This is a genomic window from Actinoallomurus iriomotensis (assembly GCF_030269445.1).
Classification (GTDB): Bacteria; Actinomycetota; Actinomycetes; order Streptosporangiales; family Streptosporangiaceae; genus Actinoallomurus; species Actinoallomurus iriomotensis.
Genome location: NZ_BSTJ01000001.1, coordinates 1,436,273 through 1,455,275, shown reverse-complemented (window position 1 = coordinate 1,455,275; position 19,003 = coordinate 1,436,273). Strand labels below are relative to the sequence as shown.

17 protein-coding genes and 1 tRNA gene are annotated in these 19,003 nt (G+C 71.2%); 11 read left to right on the top strand and 7 right to left on the bottom strand.

The window, feature by feature from the left end:
• The first annotated feature begins 7 nt into the window (after window positions 1-7).
• The 4 genes from QSK37_RS06930 (at window position 8) to QSK37_RS06915 (ending at window position 4,163) form a co-directional block, all read left to right on the top strand.
• Entirely contained in the window at window positions 8-1,324 is a 1,317-nt protein-coding gene (locus QSK37_RS06930) for a mannitol dehydrogenase family protein (protein ID WP_285618363.1), read from the top strand.
• Window positions 1,325-1,368: 44 nt separating this feature from the next.
• Window positions 1,369-2,160: an SDR family oxidoreductase gene (locus QSK37_RS06925; RefSeq protein WP_285618362.1), complete on the top strand. Its 792-nt coding sequence runs from the start codon at window positions 1,369-1,371 to the stop codon at window positions 2,158-2,160.
• A 10-nt stretch (window positions 2,161-2,170) separates the two neighbouring features.
• A complete protein-coding gene (locus tag QSK37_RS06920; RefSeq protein ID WP_285618360.1) occupies window positions 2,171-3,229 on the top strand; it encodes an NAD(P)H-dependent amine dehydrogenase family protein in 1,059 nt (352 codons plus the stop codon).
• Window positions 3,230-3,326: 97 nt separating this feature from the next.
• Window positions 3,327-4,163: an SAM-dependent methyltransferase gene (locus QSK37_RS06915; RefSeq protein ID WP_285618358.1), complete on the top strand. Its 837-nt coding sequence runs from the start codon at window positions 3,327-3,329 to the stop codon at window positions 4,161-4,163.
• On the opposite strand, the gene QSK37_RS06910 is transcribed toward QSK37_RS06915, so the two are convergent.
• Both QSK37_RS06910 and QSK37_RS06905 read right to left on the bottom strand, forming a co-directional pair.
• On the bottom strand, window positions 4,164-4,718 hold the full coding sequence (locus QSK37_RS06910; RefSeq protein WP_285618356.1) for an NUDIX hydrolase: 555 nt from the start codon (window positions 4,716-4,718) through the stop codon (window positions 4,164-4,166). It abuts the gene before it with no gap.
• Window positions 4,715-6,013: a zinc-dependent metalloprotease gene (locus QSK37_RS06905; RefSeq protein WP_285570387.1), complete on the bottom strand. Its 1,299-nt coding sequence runs from the start codon at window positions 6,011-6,013 to the stop codon at window positions 4,715-4,717. The genes QSK37_RS06910 and QSK37_RS06905 overlap by 4 nt, the downstream gene beginning before the upstream one ends.
• A gap of 138 nt (window positions 6,014-6,151) precedes the next feature.
• Between QSK37_RS06905 and QSK37_RS06900 the strand changes: the two genes are divergently transcribed.
• From QSK37_RS06900 to QSK37_RS06885, 4 genes are all read left to right on the top strand, one after another.
• Entirely contained in the window at window positions 6,152-7,237 is a 1,086-nt protein-coding gene (locus tag QSK37_RS06900) for an NAD-dependent epimerase/dehydratase family protein (protein ID WP_285570384.1), read from the top strand.
• Between the two features lie 134 nt (window positions 7,238-7,371).
• A complete protein-coding gene (locus QSK37_RS06895; protein WP_285618355.1) occupies window positions 7,372-7,794 on the top strand; it encodes a molybdenum cofactor biosynthesis protein MoaE in 423 nt (140 codons plus the stop codon).
• A gap of 59 nt (window positions 7,795-7,853) precedes the next feature.
• Complete coding sequence (locus tag QSK37_RS06890) at window positions 7,854-8,045, top strand: hypothetical protein (protein WP_285570378.1); 192 nt, start codon at window positions 7,854-7,856, stop codon at window positions 8,043-8,045.
• 9 nt (window positions 8,046-8,054) lie between these two features.
• Entirely contained in the window at window positions 8,055-9,113 is a 1,059-nt protein-coding gene (locus tag QSK37_RS06885; protein ID WP_285570375.1) for a YlbL family protein, read from the top strand.
• Here QSK37_RS06885 and QSK37_RS06880 read toward each other — a convergent pair whose 3' ends face one another.
• Window positions 9,114-9,614, bottom strand: coding sequence for a PPA1309 family protein (locus QSK37_RS06880; RefSeq protein WP_285570372.1), 501 nt, complete (start codon window positions 9,612-9,614; stop codon window positions 9,114-9,116).
• Window positions 9,615-9,771: 157 nt separating this feature from the next.
• Between QSK37_RS06880 and QSK37_RS06875 the strand changes: the two genes are divergently transcribed.
• Both QSK37_RS06875 and QSK37_RS06870 read left to right on the top strand, forming a co-directional pair.
• Complete coding sequence (locus QSK37_RS06875; RefSeq protein WP_285618352.1) at window positions 9,772-12,651, top strand: UPF0182 family membrane protein; 2,880 nt, start codon at window positions 9,772-9,774, stop codon at window positions 12,649-12,651.
• 54 nt (window positions 12,652-12,705) lie between these two features.
• Window positions 12,706-12,779, top strand: a tRNA-Met gene (locus QSK37_RS06870).
• A gap of 1,535 nt (window positions 12,780-14,314) precedes the next feature.
• Here QSK37_RS06870 and QSK37_RS06865 read toward each other — a convergent pair.
• Entirely contained in the window at window positions 14,315-15,223 is a 909-nt protein-coding gene (locus tag QSK37_RS06865; protein WP_285618350.1) for a sulfotransferase family protein, read from the bottom strand.
• 183 nt (window positions 15,224-15,406) lie between these two features.
• Here QSK37_RS06865 and QSK37_RS06860 point away from each other — a divergent pair, with 183 nt between their 5' ends.
• Window positions 15,407-16,618 carry an MFS transporter gene (locus tag QSK37_RS06860; protein WP_285618348.1) on the top strand — a complete coding sequence of 404 codons (1,212 nt, stop codon included), beginning with the start codon at window positions 15,407-15,409 and terminating at the stop codon, window positions 16,616-16,618.
• A gap of 40 nt (window positions 16,619-16,658) precedes the next feature.
• On the opposite strand, the gene QSK37_RS06855 is transcribed toward QSK37_RS06860, so the two are convergent.
• From QSK37_RS06855 to rsgA, 3 genes are all read right to left on the bottom strand, one after another.
• A complete protein-coding gene (locus QSK37_RS06855) occupies window positions 16,659-16,844 on the bottom strand; it encodes a hypothetical protein (protein ID WP_285570360.1) in 186 nt (61 codons plus the stop codon).
• 94 nt (window positions 16,845-16,938) lie between these two features.
• Complete coding sequence (hisN, locus tag QSK37_RS06850) at window positions 16,939-17,742, bottom strand: histidinol-phosphatase (protein ID WP_285618347.1); 804 nt, start codon at window positions 17,740-17,742, stop codon at window positions 16,939-16,941.
• Between the two features lie 274 nt (window positions 17,743-18,016).
• The gene (rsgA, locus tag QSK37_RS06845) at window positions 18,017-19,003 is read right to left on the bottom strand and encodes a ribosome small subunit-dependent GTPase A (protein WP_285618346.1); all 987 of its coding nucleotides are present in this window, start codon (window positions 19,001-19,003) and stop codon (window positions 18,017-18,019) included.

Here is a 19,003-nt window from a genome sequence, read left to right as displayed (position 1 = left end):
GGAGAACATGCGGCTCTCGCTGAGGACCCGGCCCCGTGAGGTGCCGTCCTCGGTCGGCATCGTCCACCTGGGGATCGGCGCCTTTCACCGGGCCCACCAGGCGGTCTACACCGAGGACGCCGGCGACGGCTGGGGCATCTGCGGCATCACCCAGCGCAGCGCGACCGTGGCCGAGCAGCTGGGGCCGCAGGACGGCCTCTACAGCGTGCTCGAACGCGGGCCCGGCGAGCCGTCGGCGCGGATCATCGGCGCCGTCCGCGAGGTCCTCACGGGCGACGCGACGGTCGAGCGCATCGCCGACCCGGCCGTGAAGGTGATCTCGCTGACCGTGACCGAGAAGGGGTACCGGCACGACCCGGCGACCGGGCGGCTGCGCCGCGAGGACCCGGAGATCAGCCTGGACCTGACCGGCCGCTCGCCGCGCACGGTGATCGGCCGCCTGGTCCGCGGCCTGGCCCGGCGCGACGCGCCGGTGACCGTGCTGTGCTGCGACAACCTCACCGCCAACGGCGAGGCCCTGCGCGCGCTGGTGGAGGAGTTCTGCGAGCGGAGCGGCACGCGCATCGGCTGCGAGGTGGCCTTCCCCTCGACGATGGTCGACCGGATCGTGCCCTCGACCACGCCCGAGGACCTCGACGAGGCCGAACGCCTGCTGGGCGTGCGCGACGAGGGCGTCGTGGTGACCGAGCCGTTCACCCAGTGGGTGATCGAGGACACCTTCGCCGCCGGACGCCCCGCGTGGGACGCCGCCGGCGCGATCTTCACCGGTGACGTCGCGCCGTACGAGAAGATGAAGCTGCGGCTGCTCAACGGCTCGCACTCCATGCTGGCCTACCTCGGCTCGCACCACACCTACGTCGCCGACGCGGTCGCCGAGCTCGGCGACGCCGTACGCCGCTACATGGACGAGGACGCGGGCCCGACGCTCGACGTGCCGCCCGGCTTTGACCTGGCGGCCTACAAGTCCTCTCTCCTCGAACGCTTCGCCAACCCGGCGCTGCGGCACCGCACCGCGCAGATCGCCATGGACGGTTCGCAGAAGCTGCCGCAGCGGCTGCTCGGGGTCGTACGGGACCGGCTCGCGGCGGGAGCCGAGCCGCGTTGGGCGGCGCTCGCGGTGGCCGCGTGGATGCGGCACGTCAAGACGGCACGCGAGCTGGACGACCCGATGGCCGACCTGCTGCGGATGACCGTCGCGCGAGCGGACACGCCGGGACAGGTGGTGGACGGGCTGCTGTCGATCAACGATGTGTTCGGCCCGGACCTGCGCGAGTCGAAGGTCTTCCGCGACCTGCTGGTCGAGCACCTGGGCGGCCTGCTCTGAACGGCCCCATTGAACCGGCCGCTTGATCGACTTACGCTGCGCAGGTGATCCTGGACCGCTTCCGGCTCGACGGCCGGGCCGCGATCGTGACCGGCGCCGGGCGAGGGATCGGGGCCGCCACGGCGGTCGCCCTCGCCGAGGCCGGCGCGGACGTGGTCGTGGCCGCCCGCAGCGAGGACCAGCTCAGGCGGGTCGCCGCCGAAGTGGAGGCCGCCGGGCGGCGGGCCGTCGTCGTCCCGGCCGACCTGACCGACCTGGACGCCGCCGCCGCACTGCCGCAGGCGGCGGTGGACGCGTTCGGGCGGCTCGACATCGTGGTGAACAACGTGGGCGGCACGATCCCGCAGGCCTACCTCGACACGACGGTGGAGTACCTGGACGAGGCGTTCCGGTTCAACGTCGGCATCGCGCACGCGGTGACCCGGGCGGCCGTCCCGCCGATGCTCGCGGACGGGGGTGAGGGCGCGGTCGTCAACATCTCCTCGGTGATGGGCCGCGTCGCCGGCCGCGGCTACCTGGCGTACGGCACGACCAAGGCGGCGTTCGCGCACTACACGCGGCTGGCCGCCAGCGACCTCGCCCCGCGCGTCCGCGTCAACGCCGTCGCCGCCGGGGCGGTGGCGACCTCCGCGCTGGAGATCGTCACCGGTGACGAGGGCCTGCGCCGGCAGATCGAGGACGAGACCCCGCTGGGCCGCATCGGCGACCCCGCGGAGATCGCGGCGGCGGTGCTGTTCCTGGCCTCCCCGGCCGGCTCGTTCGTCACCGGGCGGGTCCTCGAGGTGGACGGCGGCACCGACCGGCCCGCGCTGGACCTGGGCCTGCCCGACCTGTGAGGGGCTTCGCATGACGTATCGCGTGGTGCTGTGGGGGACCGGGAACGTGGGGCGGAACGCCCTCATCGGCATCGACGCCCGGCCCGACCTGGAGCTGGCCGGCGTCTGGGTGTCCAACCCGGACAAGGTGGGCCGCGACGCGGGCGAGCTCGCCGGCCTCGGGCGCCTCGGCGTGACCGCGACCGGTGACGCCGACGCGGTGCTGGCGACGCGCCCCGACTGTGTCGTGCACACCTCGATGGCCGACGTACGGCTGGACGAGGCGATGGAGGACCTGACCCGGATCCTGCGCGCCGGGGTGAACGTCGTCTCCAGCAGCCCGGTCTTCCTGCAGTTCCCCGACGAGGCGATGGGCGCGCCGATCCACCGCGCGGCGCTGGACGGCGGCGCCTCCATCTGGGTGAACGGCATCGACCCCGGCTTCGCCAACGACTGGCTGCCGCTGGCGATCACCGGCATCAGCGAGCGGATCACCCAGGTCCGCTGCATGGAGATCCTGAACTACTCCACGTACGCCCAGCCGACGGTGCTGTTCGACGTCATGGGGTTCGGCCGCCCGATGGACGAGACGCCGCTGCTGCTGTCCCCGGGCGTGCTGTCCCTGGCGTGGGGCAGCGTGGTCCGCCAGCTCGCCGCCGGGCTGGACGTCGAGCTGGACGATGTCGAGGAGTGGCACACGCGCCTGCCCGCGCCAGAGACGTTCCGGATCGACGCGGGGACGGTGGAGAAGGGCACGGCGGCGGCGCTGCGCTTCGAACTGCGCGGCATGCGCGCCGGCCGGCCGGTGATCGTGCTGGAACACGTGACGCGGCTCCGGGACGACCTGGCTCCGGACTGGCCACAGCCCGCCGGACACGGCTGCTACCGGGTGGAGGTCACCGGTGAGCCGAACTACACCGTCGACCTGCGCCTGCTGGGCACGAACGGCGACCACAACACGGCGGGCCTGAAGGCGACCGCGATGCGCCTGGTCAACGCCGTACCGGCCGTCGTCGCCGCCCCTCCGGGCCTGCTCACCGCCCTGGACCTTCCCCTGGTCACCGGGCGCGGCCTGGTCGACGGCGCGTAATATCCGGCCTTATGTCGCAAATTGCAAATATCGCCACATAAGCGGTTGTTCGAATGGTCTACTTGGGCGCATTCGCCAAAGCGCCGAGAGGGACGACGTGACGGACGACCCATGGTTCCGAACCACCGGGGCCGAACGCCCCAGCGCACCGCCCGCGTTCGACACGGAGGTGGCGCACATCGCCCGGGTCCAGGACTACTGGCTGGGCGGGAAGGACCATTTCCGGGCCGATCGCGAGGCCGGTGACGAGGCCGTCAAGGCATTCCCCGGCCTGGTCGCCTCCGTGCGCAACACCCGCGCCTTCCTCGCCCGTGCGGTGAGTCACCTGGCCGGTGAGGCGGGCATCCGCCAGTTCCTCGACATCGGCACCGGCATCCCGGCGGCCGACAACACGCACGAGGTCGCCCAGTCGATCGCGCCCGAGAGCCGCATCGTCTACACCGACCACGATCCGGCCGTGCTCGCCCACGCCCGGGCCCTGCTGACCAGCCGGCCCGAGGGCGCCACCGCCTACCTGGACGCCGACCTGCGCGACCCGGAGAAGATCTTGGCGGAGGCGGCCGAGACGCTCGACTTCTCCCGCCCGGTGGCCCTCATGCTGGTCGCCGTCCTCCACTGCATCCCGGACCAGGACGACCCGTACGGCATCGTGGCCCGCCTGGTGGAGGCCATGCCGCCGGGCAGCCACCTGGTCGTCTCCCACCCGGCCAGCGACCTGCGGGCGGACCAGATGGGCGCCATGGCCAAGAGCCTCAACCGCGTGATGGCCCAGAAGGTCACGCCGCGTTCGTTCGAGGACGTCTCCCGCTTCTTCGCCGGCCTGGAACTGATCGAGCCGGGCATCGTACGGGCCTCGGAGTGGCGTCCGGACCCGCGCTTCGACGTCGGCACGATGACCTCCACGATGTGGAGCGGCATCGCCCGCGTCCCCTGATCAGGCCGACTGCGCGGCGAACAGCCTCCCCGACGCGGCGACCAGGCGGCGCAGCACGTCGTCGGCGGGGTCCGGGACGGACTCCAGCGGGAACCAGCGCAGGTCGTCGGACTCCTCGCTGATCCGCGCGCGGGCGCCCGGCGGGGCGACCGCGGTGTACTGCACGTCCAGGTGGTACGACCCGCCGTGGCACCAGACGCGGTGACGGTCGACGCGGACCGGGCCCGTCAGCAGGCGCAGGCCCTCGATGCCGGACTCCTCCGCGGCCTCCCGCAGCGCGGCCTCCGCCAGCGACGTGTCCGCCCGCTCGCAGTGACCGCCCAGCTGCAGCCACCGCTTCGCCTTGGGATGAAGGGTCAGCAGCACGCGCTCACCGGTCGCGTCGAGCACCGCCGTGCTCGCGGTCAGGTGGCCGGCCACGCACTCACGCCACATCCCGTCCGGGTACTCGGCCAGGTGCGCGAGGAACTCGCGCCGCAGCGCGTCCTGTCCGGCGTCGGACGGGCGCCAGTTCGACAGCACCCGCACCGCGTCACCGTGCAGTCCGGCGGTCACGCCTCCTCGCCTGAGCCGCCGGGCTCGTCGGTCTCGCCTTTGGGGTCGGTGAAGTCCGTGATGTCGATGTCGGCGCTCTTGCCCTCGACGAACGCCGTCGGGTCGTCGAGGTCCTCGGCGGTCGGCATCAGGTCCGGGTGCGCCCACACGGCGTCGCGGCCGTCGTTGCCCCGGGCCTCGCCGAGGGCGGCCCACAGCGCCGCGGCCTCGCGCAGCCGCCGCGGCCGCAGCTCCAGGCCGACCAGCGTCGCGAACGTGCGCTCCGCCGGCCCGCCCGTGGCACGCCGCCGGCGCACCGCCTCGGCCAGGCGTACGGAGGACGGCAGCCGGTCCTTGGCCGCGGCGTTCACCACGGTGTCCACCCAGCCCTCGACCAGCGCGAGCATCGTCTCCAGCCGGGCCAGCGCCGCCTTCTGCTGCGGCGTCTCCTCCGGGGTGAGGGACAGCTCGCCGCCGAGCGCCTGCTGGAGCGCCTCCGGGTTGGTCAGATCCACCCCCGACACGGCGTCCTCGATCTTGGACAGGTCGACGGTGATGCCGCTCGCGTAGTCCTCGACGGCACGCAGCAGGTGCGGGCGCAGCCACGGCACGTGCTCGAACAGCCGCTGGTGCGCGGCCTCGCGCAGCGCCAGGTAGACGCGCACCTCGTCCTCTTCGATTTCCAGGCCCTCACCGAACGCGCGGATGCCCGAGGGCAGCAGCGCGCCGACGCCGGGAGGCGCCAGCGGCAGGCCGATGTCGGTGGAGCCGACGACCTCCAGGGCCAGGCCCCCGAGGGCCTGCCCCGCCTGGCCGCCGACCATCGCGCCCGCCATCTGCTTCACCATGCCGACGAGCGGGCCGGCCACGGCCTGCATCTCCTCGGGCATCGCCGAGCCCATCGAGTCGACCATGCGGGCGGCCATCGGATCGCAGATCTTCGACCACACCGGCAGGGTGTGCTCGATCCACTCGGACCGGCTCCACGCCTGCGGGGTACGGATGCCGGCGGGGTGCGTCGTCGCCTCGTCCAGCCACAGGTCGGCCAGGCGCAACGCCTCCACGACCGCGCGGCGCTGGGCGTCCAGCACGGACGGGTCGCCCTTCTCGGCCACCTGGTGACGGGCGATGTCCTTGGCCAGATCCCAGTTCAGCGGCCCGCCCCCGGAGGACTGGTTGGACAGCATGTCGGCGAACTGGTGCAACATGGCGGCGAAGTCCTGCATGTTGCCCGCGCCGAACGGATCCTGCTTTCCGGGCTCGTTCTCGTCTCCGGGCTCGCTCGGGCGGTTGAACCCGAAGGGGATGTCACTCACGAGAACTCCTTCACCGACCCCACACTCCTCTAGCCAGTGACTCGCTCACGGGCTCTACCTCGTGCAGGATGAATAGGTCACAACCTTCACGTTATCCGGTCGCAGCCCGGGGGCGTGCGATAGGAGGACTCGCTCGAGTTGAGTACACGACAGGTTCGCCCACGGCGTAGCGCGGGCCCCGTCGTCGCCGTCACGGGGGCGGCGGACGGCATCGGGCGCGCGCTGGTCGCCCGGCTCGCCGCTTCCGCTGAAGTAAGGAAGGTCGTCGCCCTGGACGACCACCGGGGAGACGTGCCGGGGGTCACGTGGCGGGTCGTCGACATCCGCGATCCACAGCTCACCAGCCGCATCTCCGACGTCGACGTGATCGTCCATCTCGACGTCGACCAGTCGCCGGAGACCGATCACCGCGAGCGCCGGGCGTACAACGTCCGCGGCGCGCAGACCGTGATCACCGCGGCCGCGGCGGTACGGGTCCGGCGGGTGATCCTGGTGACGAGTGCCATGGTCTACGGGGCCCAGGAGGGCAACCCCGTGCCCCTGCCGGAGGACTCACCGACGGCGGCCGAGTTCGACGACGGCATCGTGGGCGACTTCCTGGAGATCGAGGAGCTCGCGGGCATGGCGCCCGTGGCGCATCCCGGCATGACCGTCACGGTCCTGCGTCCGGCGGCCCTCGTCGGGCCGGGCGTCGACACGGTCGTGACCCGCCACTTCGAGGCCCCGCGCCTGCTCACCGTCAAGGGCACCGCGCAGCGCTGGCAGTTCTGCCACGTCGACGACCTGGTCACCGCCCTCGAACTCGCCGTCTCCGGTGAGGTCTCCGGCCGGTTCGCGGTCGGCTGCGAGGGCTGGCTGGAGCCGGAGGAGGTCGAGGAGATCACCGGGCGGAGGCGGTTCGAACTGCCCGCGGCGATCACGTTCGGCACCGCGCAGCGCCTGCACCGCATCGGGGTCACTCCGGCGCCCGCCACCGACCTGCACTACGTCGTCTACCCGTGGGTGGCCGACTGCGCCACCCTGCGCACCGCCGGCTGGAAACCCTCGCGCGACAACGCCGAGGCGCTGAACGCGCTGCTCGAGGAGGTCGCGGGACGCCACGCGGTGGTCGGGCGCCGGCTGGCGCGCAAGGAGGCGACCATGGCCACCGCGGCGGGCGCGACCGTCGCCGTCATCGGCACGGCCGCGATCGTCCGCCGGGCGCGCCGGAAACGTCGCGGATAGTTCCGCGTCCTCGCCGTTGCGGTCTCGGTCGCCGCACGGCCGTCGCAGCTGCGGGCCGTGCGGCAGGTAGTGGCTCGCAGCGGCCATGCCGGGCGCGGTCCGAGCGCCGGGAGCGGCGGGGTAGCGTTCCTCAGGTGAACGTGATCCGGCTCGCGGAACTCCGTGACACGCCGCTGTCCGCCGACGAGGTGCTCGCCGCCGTCGCCGACTCGGGCGCGGGCGGCACGGCGATCTTCGTCGGCACCGTGCGCGACGAGGACCATCGTCGCGCGGTGTCCGGACTGGGCTACACGGCGCACCCCCAGGCCGCCGACCGGCTGCGCGTCGTGATGGAGAAGGTCGCCGCCGACTACGACGTGCGCGCCATCGCCGCCGTACACCGGGTGGGCGACCTCGACGTCGGCGATCTGGCGGTGGTCGTGGCGGCCGCCTGCCCGCACCGCGCCGAGGCGTTCGAGGCCTGCCGTACTCTCATCGACGATCTCAAGGCCGAGGTCCCGATCTGGAAACACCAAGTCTTTGCCGATGGCGGGGACGAATGGGTGGGCGTTGGGTGATTTGTCGCCCGTGATACCGGTTACGTAAGTGGTGACCGGTTTTCGGGAGGTGGCACCCCTTGTCCGTTCTGGCGTGGTGGGTCGTCCCGGTGACCGTCGCGCTGGTCGTCGGCGCGATCATCCGCATGTGGGGTCGCCGGCCCCGTTTCCGGCGCAGTTTCGAAGAGGTCGAATACTTCAAACGCTTCCTCGACGCGTTGAAGCGGAACAGCACCGACAGTGCGCGACGGGGCGGTCGATCGACCGCGTAGGCTTCCGCCATGTCCCGTCGTGCTGCCACCCTCATCTTCGCGAGCGTGCTCATTCTCGTACTGGGCATGGTGGGGGCGTTCATTCCCGTGCCGTACGTCGCGCTGCGACCCGGGCCCACCACCAACACGCTCGGGCAACTCGGCAAGACGCCGCTCATCCAGATCAGCGGCGCCCGGACCTATCCCAAGAGCGGGCACCTCAACTTCGTGACCGTCGCGTACCAGGGCGGGCCGGGCAACCGCATCGACCTGTTCACCGCCCTGCGCGGCTGGCTCGACCCCGACGTGGCGATCGTGCCGGAAGAGGCCATCTTCCCCAAGAACGTCTCGACCAAGAAGGTCGAGCAGGAGAACACCGAGGAGATGGCCACCTCCCAGGAGGCCGCCACCGCCGCGGCCCTGCACGAGCTGCACCTGCCGACGACCACCACGGTCGTCGTCGACTCGGTCCAGCAGGGCCTGCCCGCGGCGGGCAAGCTGCGGCCCGGCGACCAGATCGTCGCCGTCGACGGCACGCAGATCAAGCAGACCCCCGAGGTCAGCGCGGTGATCGGCAAGCACAAGCCGGGACAGACGGTGAAGTTCACCGTCCGGCGCGCGGGCAAGGACTCCTCCGTCGACGTGACCACGGTCGCCTCCCCGGACAAGAGCACTCCCGGCAAGCCCGTCGTGGGCGTGGTGCTGCGCGAGAAGTTCCAGTTCCCCGTCCAGGTGAAGATCAGCGTCGGCGACGTCGGCGGGCCGAGCGCCGGCCTGATGTTCTCGCTGGGGATCTACGACAAGCTGACCCCGCAGGAGCTCACGGGCGGCAAGTTCATCGCCGGCACCGGCACGATCACCCCGGAGGGTCAGGTCGGGCCGATCGGCGGCATCCAGCAGAAGATGGTCGCCGCGCGCCACGCCGGCGCCACGGTCTTCCTCACGCCCACGCAGAACTGCTCCGACGCCGTCGCCTCCGCGCCCAAGGGGCTCCGGCTCGTACGGGTCGACACCATGCACGGGGCGCTGCAGGCCCTGGGCGCGCTGCGCACCGGGCAGGGAGCCGTGCCCGCCTGCCCGTCGAAGTGATCAGCTGAGCGTGGCGGCCAGCGCCTCGGCGAGGGCGGGGACGAGCTCGGGGCCCGACATCACCTGATCGTCGCTGTCATGGCCGCGCAGCCGCATCGCCGAGTGCCGAGAGCCGTCGCGCAGCACGCCCACGACGAGGCGTACGTCCTCCCGGCCCGGATGCCGGGCCGCCCAGCCGGTCGGGTCCTCGTCGGGCATGTCGTCCTCCGCGCCCTCGGGCAGCAGGATCCGCTCGACCGCGAGGGCGCAGCCGGCGACGCCGCCCGGCCACTCGATGCCCGCGAGGACGTCGTCGACCGGCTTGTCGACGGGCAGAGCGGGCTGCTCCAGCGCGGCCAGCCGGCCGGGGACATCGGGAACGCCGAGCCGCCGGGCGAGATCCGGCTCGTTCGCGTGCAGTTCGGGGGCTTCGACCAGAGCGTAGAGACGCGGCGCGGCATCCCAGCCGGCTCCGGCGACATGGCGTTCGAGTTCGACTACGAGCTCTTCCAATGGGCGCACCGGTCTATTTTTTCACCGTCCGCACGGGTGTTTTCGCCGGAGGTGGCCGGTCGTGTACGGGAACCCGGGGATGCCTCGGTAAGTTGCCTTCACAGACACCCGGCGAAGGGGGACGGTCGTGAGCTTCCGGAGCCCGAACTTCAGCGGCCGAGTCAGCATGAGCCGATCACGGCTCATGCTGCCCGTGATCCTGACCCTCGTGATCCTCGTCGCGGCCTTCCTCGCGTTCACCGCGATCTGGACGGACGTGCTCTGGTATCGCTCCGTCGGCTTCTCCTCGGTCTACACCAAGCAGATCACCACCCGGGTCCTCCTGTTCTTCTCCGGCGGCCTGATCATGGTCGTGCTGCTCGGCGCCAACATCGTGACGGCCTACCGGCTCCGGCCCGCGTACCGGCCCTCGTCCGTCGAACAGCAGGGCCTCGACCGCTACCGCGGCGTCGTGGACCCCCACCGGCGGATCATCCTCATCGCGATCCTCGGCCTGATCGGCCTGCTCACCGCGTCGGCCGCCGCCGGCCAGTGGCGCATCTGGCTGGCGTTCCTCAACCGCCAGCCGTTCGGTATCAAGGATCCGCAGTTCCACAAGGACATCTCGTTCTTCGTGTTCACGTATCCGCTGCTGCGGATCGTCCTCGACTACCTGTTCACCGCGGTGATCCTGACCTTCATCGCCTCGCTGATCGTGCACTACCTGTACGGCGGCGTGCGCGTGCAGGGGGAGGGGGAGCGGGTCAGCACGGCCGCCCGCGTGCACCTGTCGGTGCTGTTCGGCGTGTTCGTGCTACTCAAGGCCGTGGCGTACTGGTTCGACCGGTGGGGCCTGGCCCACTCCGAACGCGGTGTGGTCACCGGCCCGTCCTACACCGACGTCAACGTGGTGCTGCCCGCCAAGACCATCCTCGCCGTGATCGCCCTGATCTGCGCGCTGATGTTCTTCGCCACCTTCGTCCGCCGGGGCGCCATGCTGCCGGGCATGGCCTTCGGCCTGCTGGTGCTCTCGGCCATCCTCATCGGCGGAGTGTTCCCGCTGCTGATCCAGACCTTCCACGTCAAACCGAGCGAGGCTGACAAAGAGGCCAAGTACATCGGGCGCAACATCACCGCCACCCGCGCGGCGTACGACGTCGACGACACCACGGTCACCGACTACACCCCGAACGCCAAGCTCTCCGCGGACCAGGCCAAGCAGGAGACCTCGACCCTGCCCAACGTGCGCCTGCTCGACCCGGCCGTGGTCTCACCGACGTACCAGCAGCTCCAGCAGATCAAGGGCTTCTACAAGTTCCCCGACCCGCTCGACATCGACCGGTACCCCGACCCCACCGACGGCAACGCGCTGCGCGACACCGTCGTCGCCGTCCGCGAGGTGGACGGGCCGCCCGCCGGCCAGGCCAACTGGATCAACAGCCACCTCGTCTACACGCACGGCTACGGCTTCGTGGCGGCCCCCGGCAACCAGGTCGACGCCCAGGGCGCCCCCGCCTTCACCGAGAAGGACATCCCGCCGTCGGGCGCGCTCGGCATCACCCAGCCGCGCGTGTACTTCGGCGAGCGCTCCCCCTCGTACTCCATCGTCGGCGGAACCGGCGACCGCGAACTCGACTACCCCGACGACAAGAGCGCCAGCGGCCAGCACAACAACTCCTACGCCGGCAAGGGCGGCGTGCCCATCGGCTCCCTGTTCGACCGGACGCTCTACGCCATCCGCTTCAAGGAGAAGAACCTCCTGCTGTCCGGGGCGATCAACTCCCACTCACGGATCCTGTACGACCGCTCCCCGCGCGAGCGGGTGCAGAAGGCCGCGCCGTGGCTCAAGGTCGACGGCAACCCGTACCCCGCCGTCGTCGACGGCCGGATCAAGTGGATCGTCGACGGCTACACCACGGCGAGCGACTATCCCTACTCCGAGCGAACCAGCCTCGCCGACGCCACGAGAGACACCAACACCGAAACGCGCGTGTCCGTCGCCGCACAGGCCGGCGACCGCATCAACTACATCCGCAACTCCGTGAAGGCGACGGTCGACGCGTACGACGGCACCGTCACCCTGTACGCCTGGGACGACTCCGACCCGATCCTCAAGACGTGGATGAAGGCGTTCCCGGGCACCGTCAAGCCGCGCACGGCCATCCCCGCCGACCTGATGGCGCACCTGCGCTACCCCGAGGACCTGTTCAAGGTGCAGCGGCAGATCCTCGCCACCTACCACGTCGAGAACCCGCAGGCGTACTACAGCGGACAGGACTTCTGGGCGGTCCCGAACGACCCCTCCGGCGAGGGCGTCCTCGCACCTCCGTACTACCTGAGCGTCAAGATGCCCGACCAGACCACCCCGGGCTTCGCCCTGACCTCGACGTTCGTGCCCCGCGGCAAGGCCACCAATCTCACCGCCTTCATGGCCGTCGACAGCGTGCCGACGAGCCGCACGTACGGTCAGATCCGTATCCTCCAGGTGCCGCGCAGCCAGGTGACCCCTGGACCCGAACAGGTCAAGAACACCTTCGAGAACAATCCGACCGTGTCCCAGCAGCTCACGCTGCTGCGCGGACCCGGATCGAGGACGGTGAGCGGCAACCTTCTGACACTGCCGTTCGGTGGAGGCTTCTTGTACGTCGAACCCGTCTATCTCCAGGCCAACAAGGGAGCCGGCTCCTACCCGCTACTGAAACGGGTGATCGTCTCGTACGGGAACGACATCGGCTTCGGCGCGACCCTGGAGGACGCCCTGAACCAGGTCCTCAAGGGCGGAGGCGTCACGACCCCGACCGGCCCGCCGCTGCAGTCGTCGGAGGACGTACGCGCCGCCATCGAAGCCGCGAACAAGGCGTACAGCGACGCGCAGAACGCCTTGGCGAAGGGAGACTGGGCGGCGTACGGGGAGGCGCAGAAGCAGCTCAAGGCCGCCCTGGACCAGCTCGCCAAGCTACGCGACCAGAGCAAGCCGACCCCGTCGGCCAGCGCGTCGCCGTCGGTGTCGAGCGGCTCATCGACCCCACCGGCCACACCCGCCCCGACGCCGAAGCCCAGCAGGTAGCGGTATCGATTTGCATAGGGGGCGGAGTACCCATAGAGTAAAGACACAACGCGACGCGGGGTGGAGCAGTTCGGTAGCTCGCTGGGCTCATAACCCAGAGGTCGTAGGTTCAAATCCTACCCCCGCTACGAGCTGGGGCCCGGCCTGGTCGCAACTCCCTTCGGGGGGTTGCTTCCCGGTCGGGCTCTTCGCATTTCTTCCGGGGGGCGACCCCCGGAGCCCCCGGTGTGGGGGGATGCCCCCCACGCCCCCCGGCATTGGCCCTTCGGGCCTCGCCTTCTCTCGGCCTTCCGGCTTCCCGGCCTTCCGGCCTTCCGGCATTGGCCCTTCGGGCCTCCCGGCTTCCCGGTCTCCGGGTCTCCCGGTCTTCCGGTCTCCGGGTCTCCCGGTCTTCCGGTCTCCCGGTCTTCCGGTCTCCTGGTCTCCTGGTCTCCTGGTCTCCTGGTCTCCTGGTCTTCCGGTCTTCCGGTCTCCCGGTCTCCCGGCTTCCCGGCTTCCCGGCTTCCCGGCTTCCCGGCTTCCCGGCTTCCCGGCTTCCCGGCTTCCCGGCTTCCCGGCTTCCCGGCTTCCCGGCTTCCCGGCTTCCCGGCTTCCCGGCATTGGCCCTTCGGGCCTCGCCTTCTCTCGGCCTTGCGGCACTTCGGGTCTCGTCTTGTCGTTGGTTCGGGTCCTTTGGGCTCTGCGTTTTCCTGGCTTCGGTTCTCCGGGCTCCGCTTCCACTCCGCCTTCGGCTCCGGGTTCCGCTTTCCCCGAACTCCGGTTCTCCGGGCTCTGCTTCCAGTCGGCCTTCGGCTCTTCGGGCTCTGCTTCCTCACGTTTTTCGGTTCTCAGGGTTCCGCTTCCTCCCGGCTTTTGGCCCTTTGGGCCTCGCCTTCTCTTCTGGCTGGGGCTCTTCGGGTCTTGCCTTCTCCCGGTCTTGGCTCTTCGGCTCCGCTTCCCCGGGACTTTGACCCTTCAGGCATTGCCTTCCTGGCTCCCGCTCTTCGGGCTCCGCTTCCCCTGAGCCTTCGGCCCCTTGGGCCTTGCCTCCTTGCGGGCCGGCTCACTCTGGGGGCGACATGACCTCGTGACGGCCGACAGCACACCTGCCAGCCTCCCCGCCCGCATCCGGCTCGCCGAGCTTGGACTCACCCTCGACCTCGACCGCCGGGCGCCTGTACCCCGCAGGACGCATCCACGCTCCTCAGTCAGACTGCTGTCCCGGACCGACCACCCCATCGAAACGAGCGGCTTGTCCCGTCCCCGGCCGGGCCCTGTCCCCGTCCGAGCGTTGCCCTTTCCGGGTCCTGCTCTCGTCGGGTCTCGTCCTCTGCGGGTATCGCTCTCTTCGGGCCTTGCCCTCTCCCGGTCTGGGACTGCCTCGTTTCGTCCCTTCCAGAGCCTCCCCTTGGGGCTGGGGGACCAGGTGCGGCGAGGTCGATGGGTGGCGGCGGTTTCATCGATGAACGGCATCGCCGCTGTGGCCTACGCGGCGGTCACCTCCCGCCGCCTGGCCGCCCAGTACTTGACCACCTATGCGGCGATCATCGCCCACCGGTGCCTGGCCGTACGCGGACGCTCCGTCCTCGTTCAGCGACCGCGGTTCGTCGGCTTTAACCAGTGCCGGGTGGTCGGGCACACATCCCATGAGTGGCCGTTCGGGCCGGTGTCCGCGGCGGGGGCGTCAGCTCAGGCAGGAGGCCACAGGCTGGGGCTCGGCGGCGCGGAGGTGGGCGTCCAGGACGGCGCGTTTCCGGGCGGCCAGGCGGCGGTGGGCGGTGATGGTCGCGTACCGGGCCAGGTGTCGGGTGGCCGGGCGTGCGGCCTCAGCCGGCTCGTACCCGTACGCACGCAGTCGTTCGTTCATCACGGTCTCGCACAGTTCGCGTTCCCACGGCTCCAGTCGAGCCTCTGCCGGCGGCTCCGGGCGCTGTGTCGCCATTTCCGGTGCGTAGTCCTCCGTTAGGAACGTGCACAGCCTTCGCAGTTCGCTCTCCGGATCCGTGACCAGGCGCTCGTACTGCACCTCCGTGTAGGCCGAGGACGGCAGGCGTTGGGCGGCGGACGTGCCGGCGTCGATCGCCTGGGTCCAGGTCGCGATCGCGTGGTAGACGCCCATGCGCCACCACGAGGTGCCCTTGAGGTCCGCGACGCAGGCGCGCCCGTCGCGGATGACGTGCACGAGCTGCGCGTCCGGGAACAGGCGTAGCAGCGCGTCGATGTGCTGGACGTATCCCGGTCGCTTGTCGCCCCAGCGCGGCTTGCCCAGCCTCCGGGCGTACGCGCGCCAGGCGATCTCCAGTGCCGATCCCAGGGTCGGGGGGCCGGCCACGATCTCCTCGGCCACCGCGCGGGCGTCCAGGCCCAGGCCGTCGAAGCGGGTGCCGGCGCCGGCGACGATCCATTCCGCCAGCGCCTGCCGGTTCGCGCGCCGGCTTAGGTCGCCGTACGCGTCCCGGTGCTCGTACGCGTCGAGCAGGAGGCGTGTCTCCGGTGGGATCGCGATGCGCGGGTGGGCGCGCAGCATGCGCCGCAACAGCGTCCCGCCCGAACGCGGGCAGCCCAGAATGAAGATCGGCCGGTCCGAGGCCACGAGAAATCACCCCCGGCGGGTAATCCTCCAGGTCAGACCGCATCCCGTACGGCTGTGGCGCTCCCTTGGGTGAGTCCGGTCCAAACCGGCCGTACACGACAGCGCCGGAAACGGCCGCGGCGCCGAGACCCCCGAGCACCTCGAGCCGTACGAGGCCGGACATGAGGCTAGGGTCGTCAGGTTGTGAGGTCCGCTTTCAGGCCGCTCGCCGCCCGGCGTTTTCGCATGTTGTTCTTTGGCCGGCTGGTGTCCTTTCTTGGCAACGCGATGGCTCCGGTGGCACTCGCGTTCGCGGTGCTCGACCTGACGGGTTCGGCGAGCGACCTGGGCATCGTGCTGGCCGCGCGTAGCCTGCCCACCGTCGGGTTGCTCCTGCTGGGCGGCGTGTGGGCGGACCGGCTGCCCCGGCACGTCATTCTCGTGGCGTTCTCCCTGGCCGCGGCCGGTACCCAGACCGTCGCGGCCGTCCTGCTGATCGGCGGGGGAGCGCGCGTGTGGCAGCTGGCGCTCCTGGAGGCCGCGAACGGGATGGCCGCGGCGTTCCTCGGGCCCGCCTCGCTCGGGGTGGTGCCGCAGACCGTCGCCTCGCCCCTCATCCAGCCCGCGAACGCCCTGCTGCGCCTCGCCATGAACGCCGCCAAGGTGGTGGGCGCGGGGCTGGCCGGTGTGGTCGTGGCCGCGTGCGGGCCCGGCTGGGCCATCGGGGTGGACGCGGCGACCTTCGCGGCGGCGGCGGTGTTCTTCGGCCGGCTCGCCCTTCCTCGCGTCGCCCTGCCGCGTACGGGCGTGCTGGGCGAGCTCAGGAGCGGCTGGCGGGAGTTCCGGTCGCGTACGTGGCTGTGGACGATCGTGGTGCAGTTCGCGTTCGTGAACGCGGCGTTCGCCGGCGGATTCAACGTGCTCGGGCCGCTGGTCGCCAAGCGTGAGCTGGGCGGCGCGACGGCCTGGGGGCTCGTCGTCGCGTCCGAGGCGGCCGGGTTCATGGCGGGCGGGCTGTCGGCGCTGTGGCACCGTCCGCGCCGGCCGCTGCTGCTCGCGACGTACGGCGTGCTGGCCGGCGTGCCGGTGCTCTTCGCGCTGGCCGTGGCGGCGCCGGTGCCGGTCGTGCTGGCGGCGGCGTTCACCGCCGGCGTGGGGTTCGAGGTCTTCGGCGTGCAGTGGGACACCGTGGTCCAGCACAATGTGCCGCCCGAGGCGCTGTCGCGGGTCTACGCGTACGACTCGCTCGGCTCGTTCGTCGTCAACCCGCTCGGCCAGACCCTGGCCGGACCGGCGATGGCCGGCCTGGGGCTCGGCGGGGCCGTCGCGCTGAACGGCGCGGTCATCCTCGCCGCGACGCTCGCCGTGCTGGCCGTCCCCGACGTACGGACCCTGCCGAACCACGCGACGACCTGAGGACCGCCCCGAGGGTCGACGGGGCGGTCGGGAGGTGCGGTCAGCCGATCCGCTTGCGGGCCTGCCCGCGGAGGCGGCGGCGCTGTGACGGGTCGAGCATGAGGTATCCCGCCGCCGGCACGCCGACGAGCAGCAGCACGCCGAGCAGCTTGACCCACCCGGGCAGCAGGATGAAGGCGATCAGTGCAACGATGACCCCGACGACGACGTATCCGGTGCGTCCCACGATCTTCTCCGTTCCGTGGACTTCGCTAGGAGAACGAGCGGGCAGGTCGCCGCTGTTCCTCCAACCACAAGATATATCGTGTCGACGGAAAGCGTCAGACTCTGCGCATGACCGGGCCGCCGCCGAGCTTCTCCAGCACCGCCGCGTGCAGGAGACCGTTGGTGCACACGACGCTGCCGCCGTCGGGGGTCGGCACGCCGGCCAGGTCCGTGAAGACGCCGCCGGCCTCTTCCACGATGACCTGGAGGGCCGCCACGTCCCACAGCGACACCTCGGGTTCGGCGGACGCGTCCACGACCCCCTCGGCGACCATCACGTGCGACCAGAAGTCGCCGAAGGCCCGGGCGCGCCAGACGGTGCGGGTGAGGTCCAAGAACCCGTCCAGGCGCCGCTGCTCCTCCCACCCCGTGAGGCTGGAGAAGGAGAACGACGCGTCCGGCAGGTCGGTCACTCCGGAGACCCGGCAGCGGGTGGCCTTGGCGAGGCTGCGCCCCGTCCACGCGCCGCCGCCGCGAGCGGCCCACCAGCGGCGGTTGAGCGCCGGGGCGGACACGAGCCCGACCACCGGGTCGTCGCCCTCCATCAGCGCGATCAGCGTCGCCCAGACCGGTACGCCGCGTACGTAGTTCTTCGTGGCGTCGATCGGGTCGATCACCCAGCAGCGCGGGCCGTAGCCGGTGCGGCCGTACTCCTCGCCGTGCACCGCGTCACGGGGCCGCGCGCGCTTCAGCGTGTTGCGCAGGCTCTCTTCGACCATGCGATCGGCGTCGGTCACGGGGGTGAGGTCGGGTTTCGTCTCGACGCGCAGGTCGAGGGCACGAAACCGGCGCGTGGCGACATCGTCGGCCGCGTCCGCCATGACATGTGCAAGGCGTAGGTCATCCGAATAGTCCGCCACGGCGTGCAACGCTATCGCGACAGAGGCGTGCACAGACAGACCGGCCCGGCGAACGCGCCAAGATCTTCGGCGGCCGGGCCGGTGAGCGGCGTTCCGCGGAGCCCGTACGGCCCACTGGGCGATCTGACCAGACATTAATCGCGATATAGATCAAAGATCAGCAAATCGTCCAGATCGCGTGTGCACTGTTGCGAGTCGCGGCCGACTTCTGCTGTCCTCTCGGTTGTGACCCGTCGTCAACGGCGCCGACGGGTCACTGCGGCGCGCCGGGCCCTCAGGCCTCGTCGGTGTCGCGGCTCAGCAGCAGCCGGCGCAGCGAGTCCAGGCGCGAGGGGTCGGCGTTGCCCGCCGCCACCCAGGCGTCCAGGGCACAGTCGTCCTGCACGTGGGTGCAGTGCGGCGGGCACTCCGCGTCGCCCTCGATCAGGTCCGGGAACGCCGCCAGCACGTCGTCCGGCTTGACGTGTGCGAGGCCGAAGCTGCGCACCCCCGGCGTGTCGATGATCCAGCCGTCGCCGTCCGGCAGGGCGAGCGCGATCGCCGACGAGGACGTGTGCCGGCCCCGCCCGGTCACCGGATTGACCGCGCTCACCGCCCGCTCGGCGTCCGGAACCAGGGCGTTGACCAGCGTCGACTTGCCGACACCCGAATGGCCGACCAGCACGCTCATCCGGCCGGCCAGGTGGGCGCGCAGGTCGTCGACCGGCCGGTCCTTGCGGGTGACGACGTAGGTGACGCCGAGCGGCGCGTACATCTCCTCCAGCGCGTCCGGCGCGGCCAGGTCGGCCTTGGTGAGGCAGAGCACCGGCGCCAGGCCCGCGTCGAACGCGGCGACCAGGCAACGGTCGATCATCCGGGGGCGGGGCGGCGGGTCGGCCAGGGCGGTGACGATGACCAGGTTGTCGGCGTTGGCGACGATGACCCGCTCCACGGGGTCGCTGTCGTCGGCGGTACGGCGCAGGGTCGAGGTCCGCGGCTCGATGGCGACGACGCGTGCCAGCGTGTCCGGACGGCCCGACACGTCGCCGACGAGGCGGACCCGGTCACCGACGACGACGCTCTTGCGCCCCAGCTCCCGCGCCCGCATCGCCGTCACGGGGCGTTCGTCCACGAGACAGGTGTAACGGCCGCGGTCCACCGCCAGCACGAAGCCGCCGACCGCGTCATCGTGCGCGGGACGGCGACGGGTACGTGGCCGGGAGCCGCGGCCCGGACGCACCCGTACGTCATCCTCGTCGAGCCTCGCCCAATCGCGCGCCAT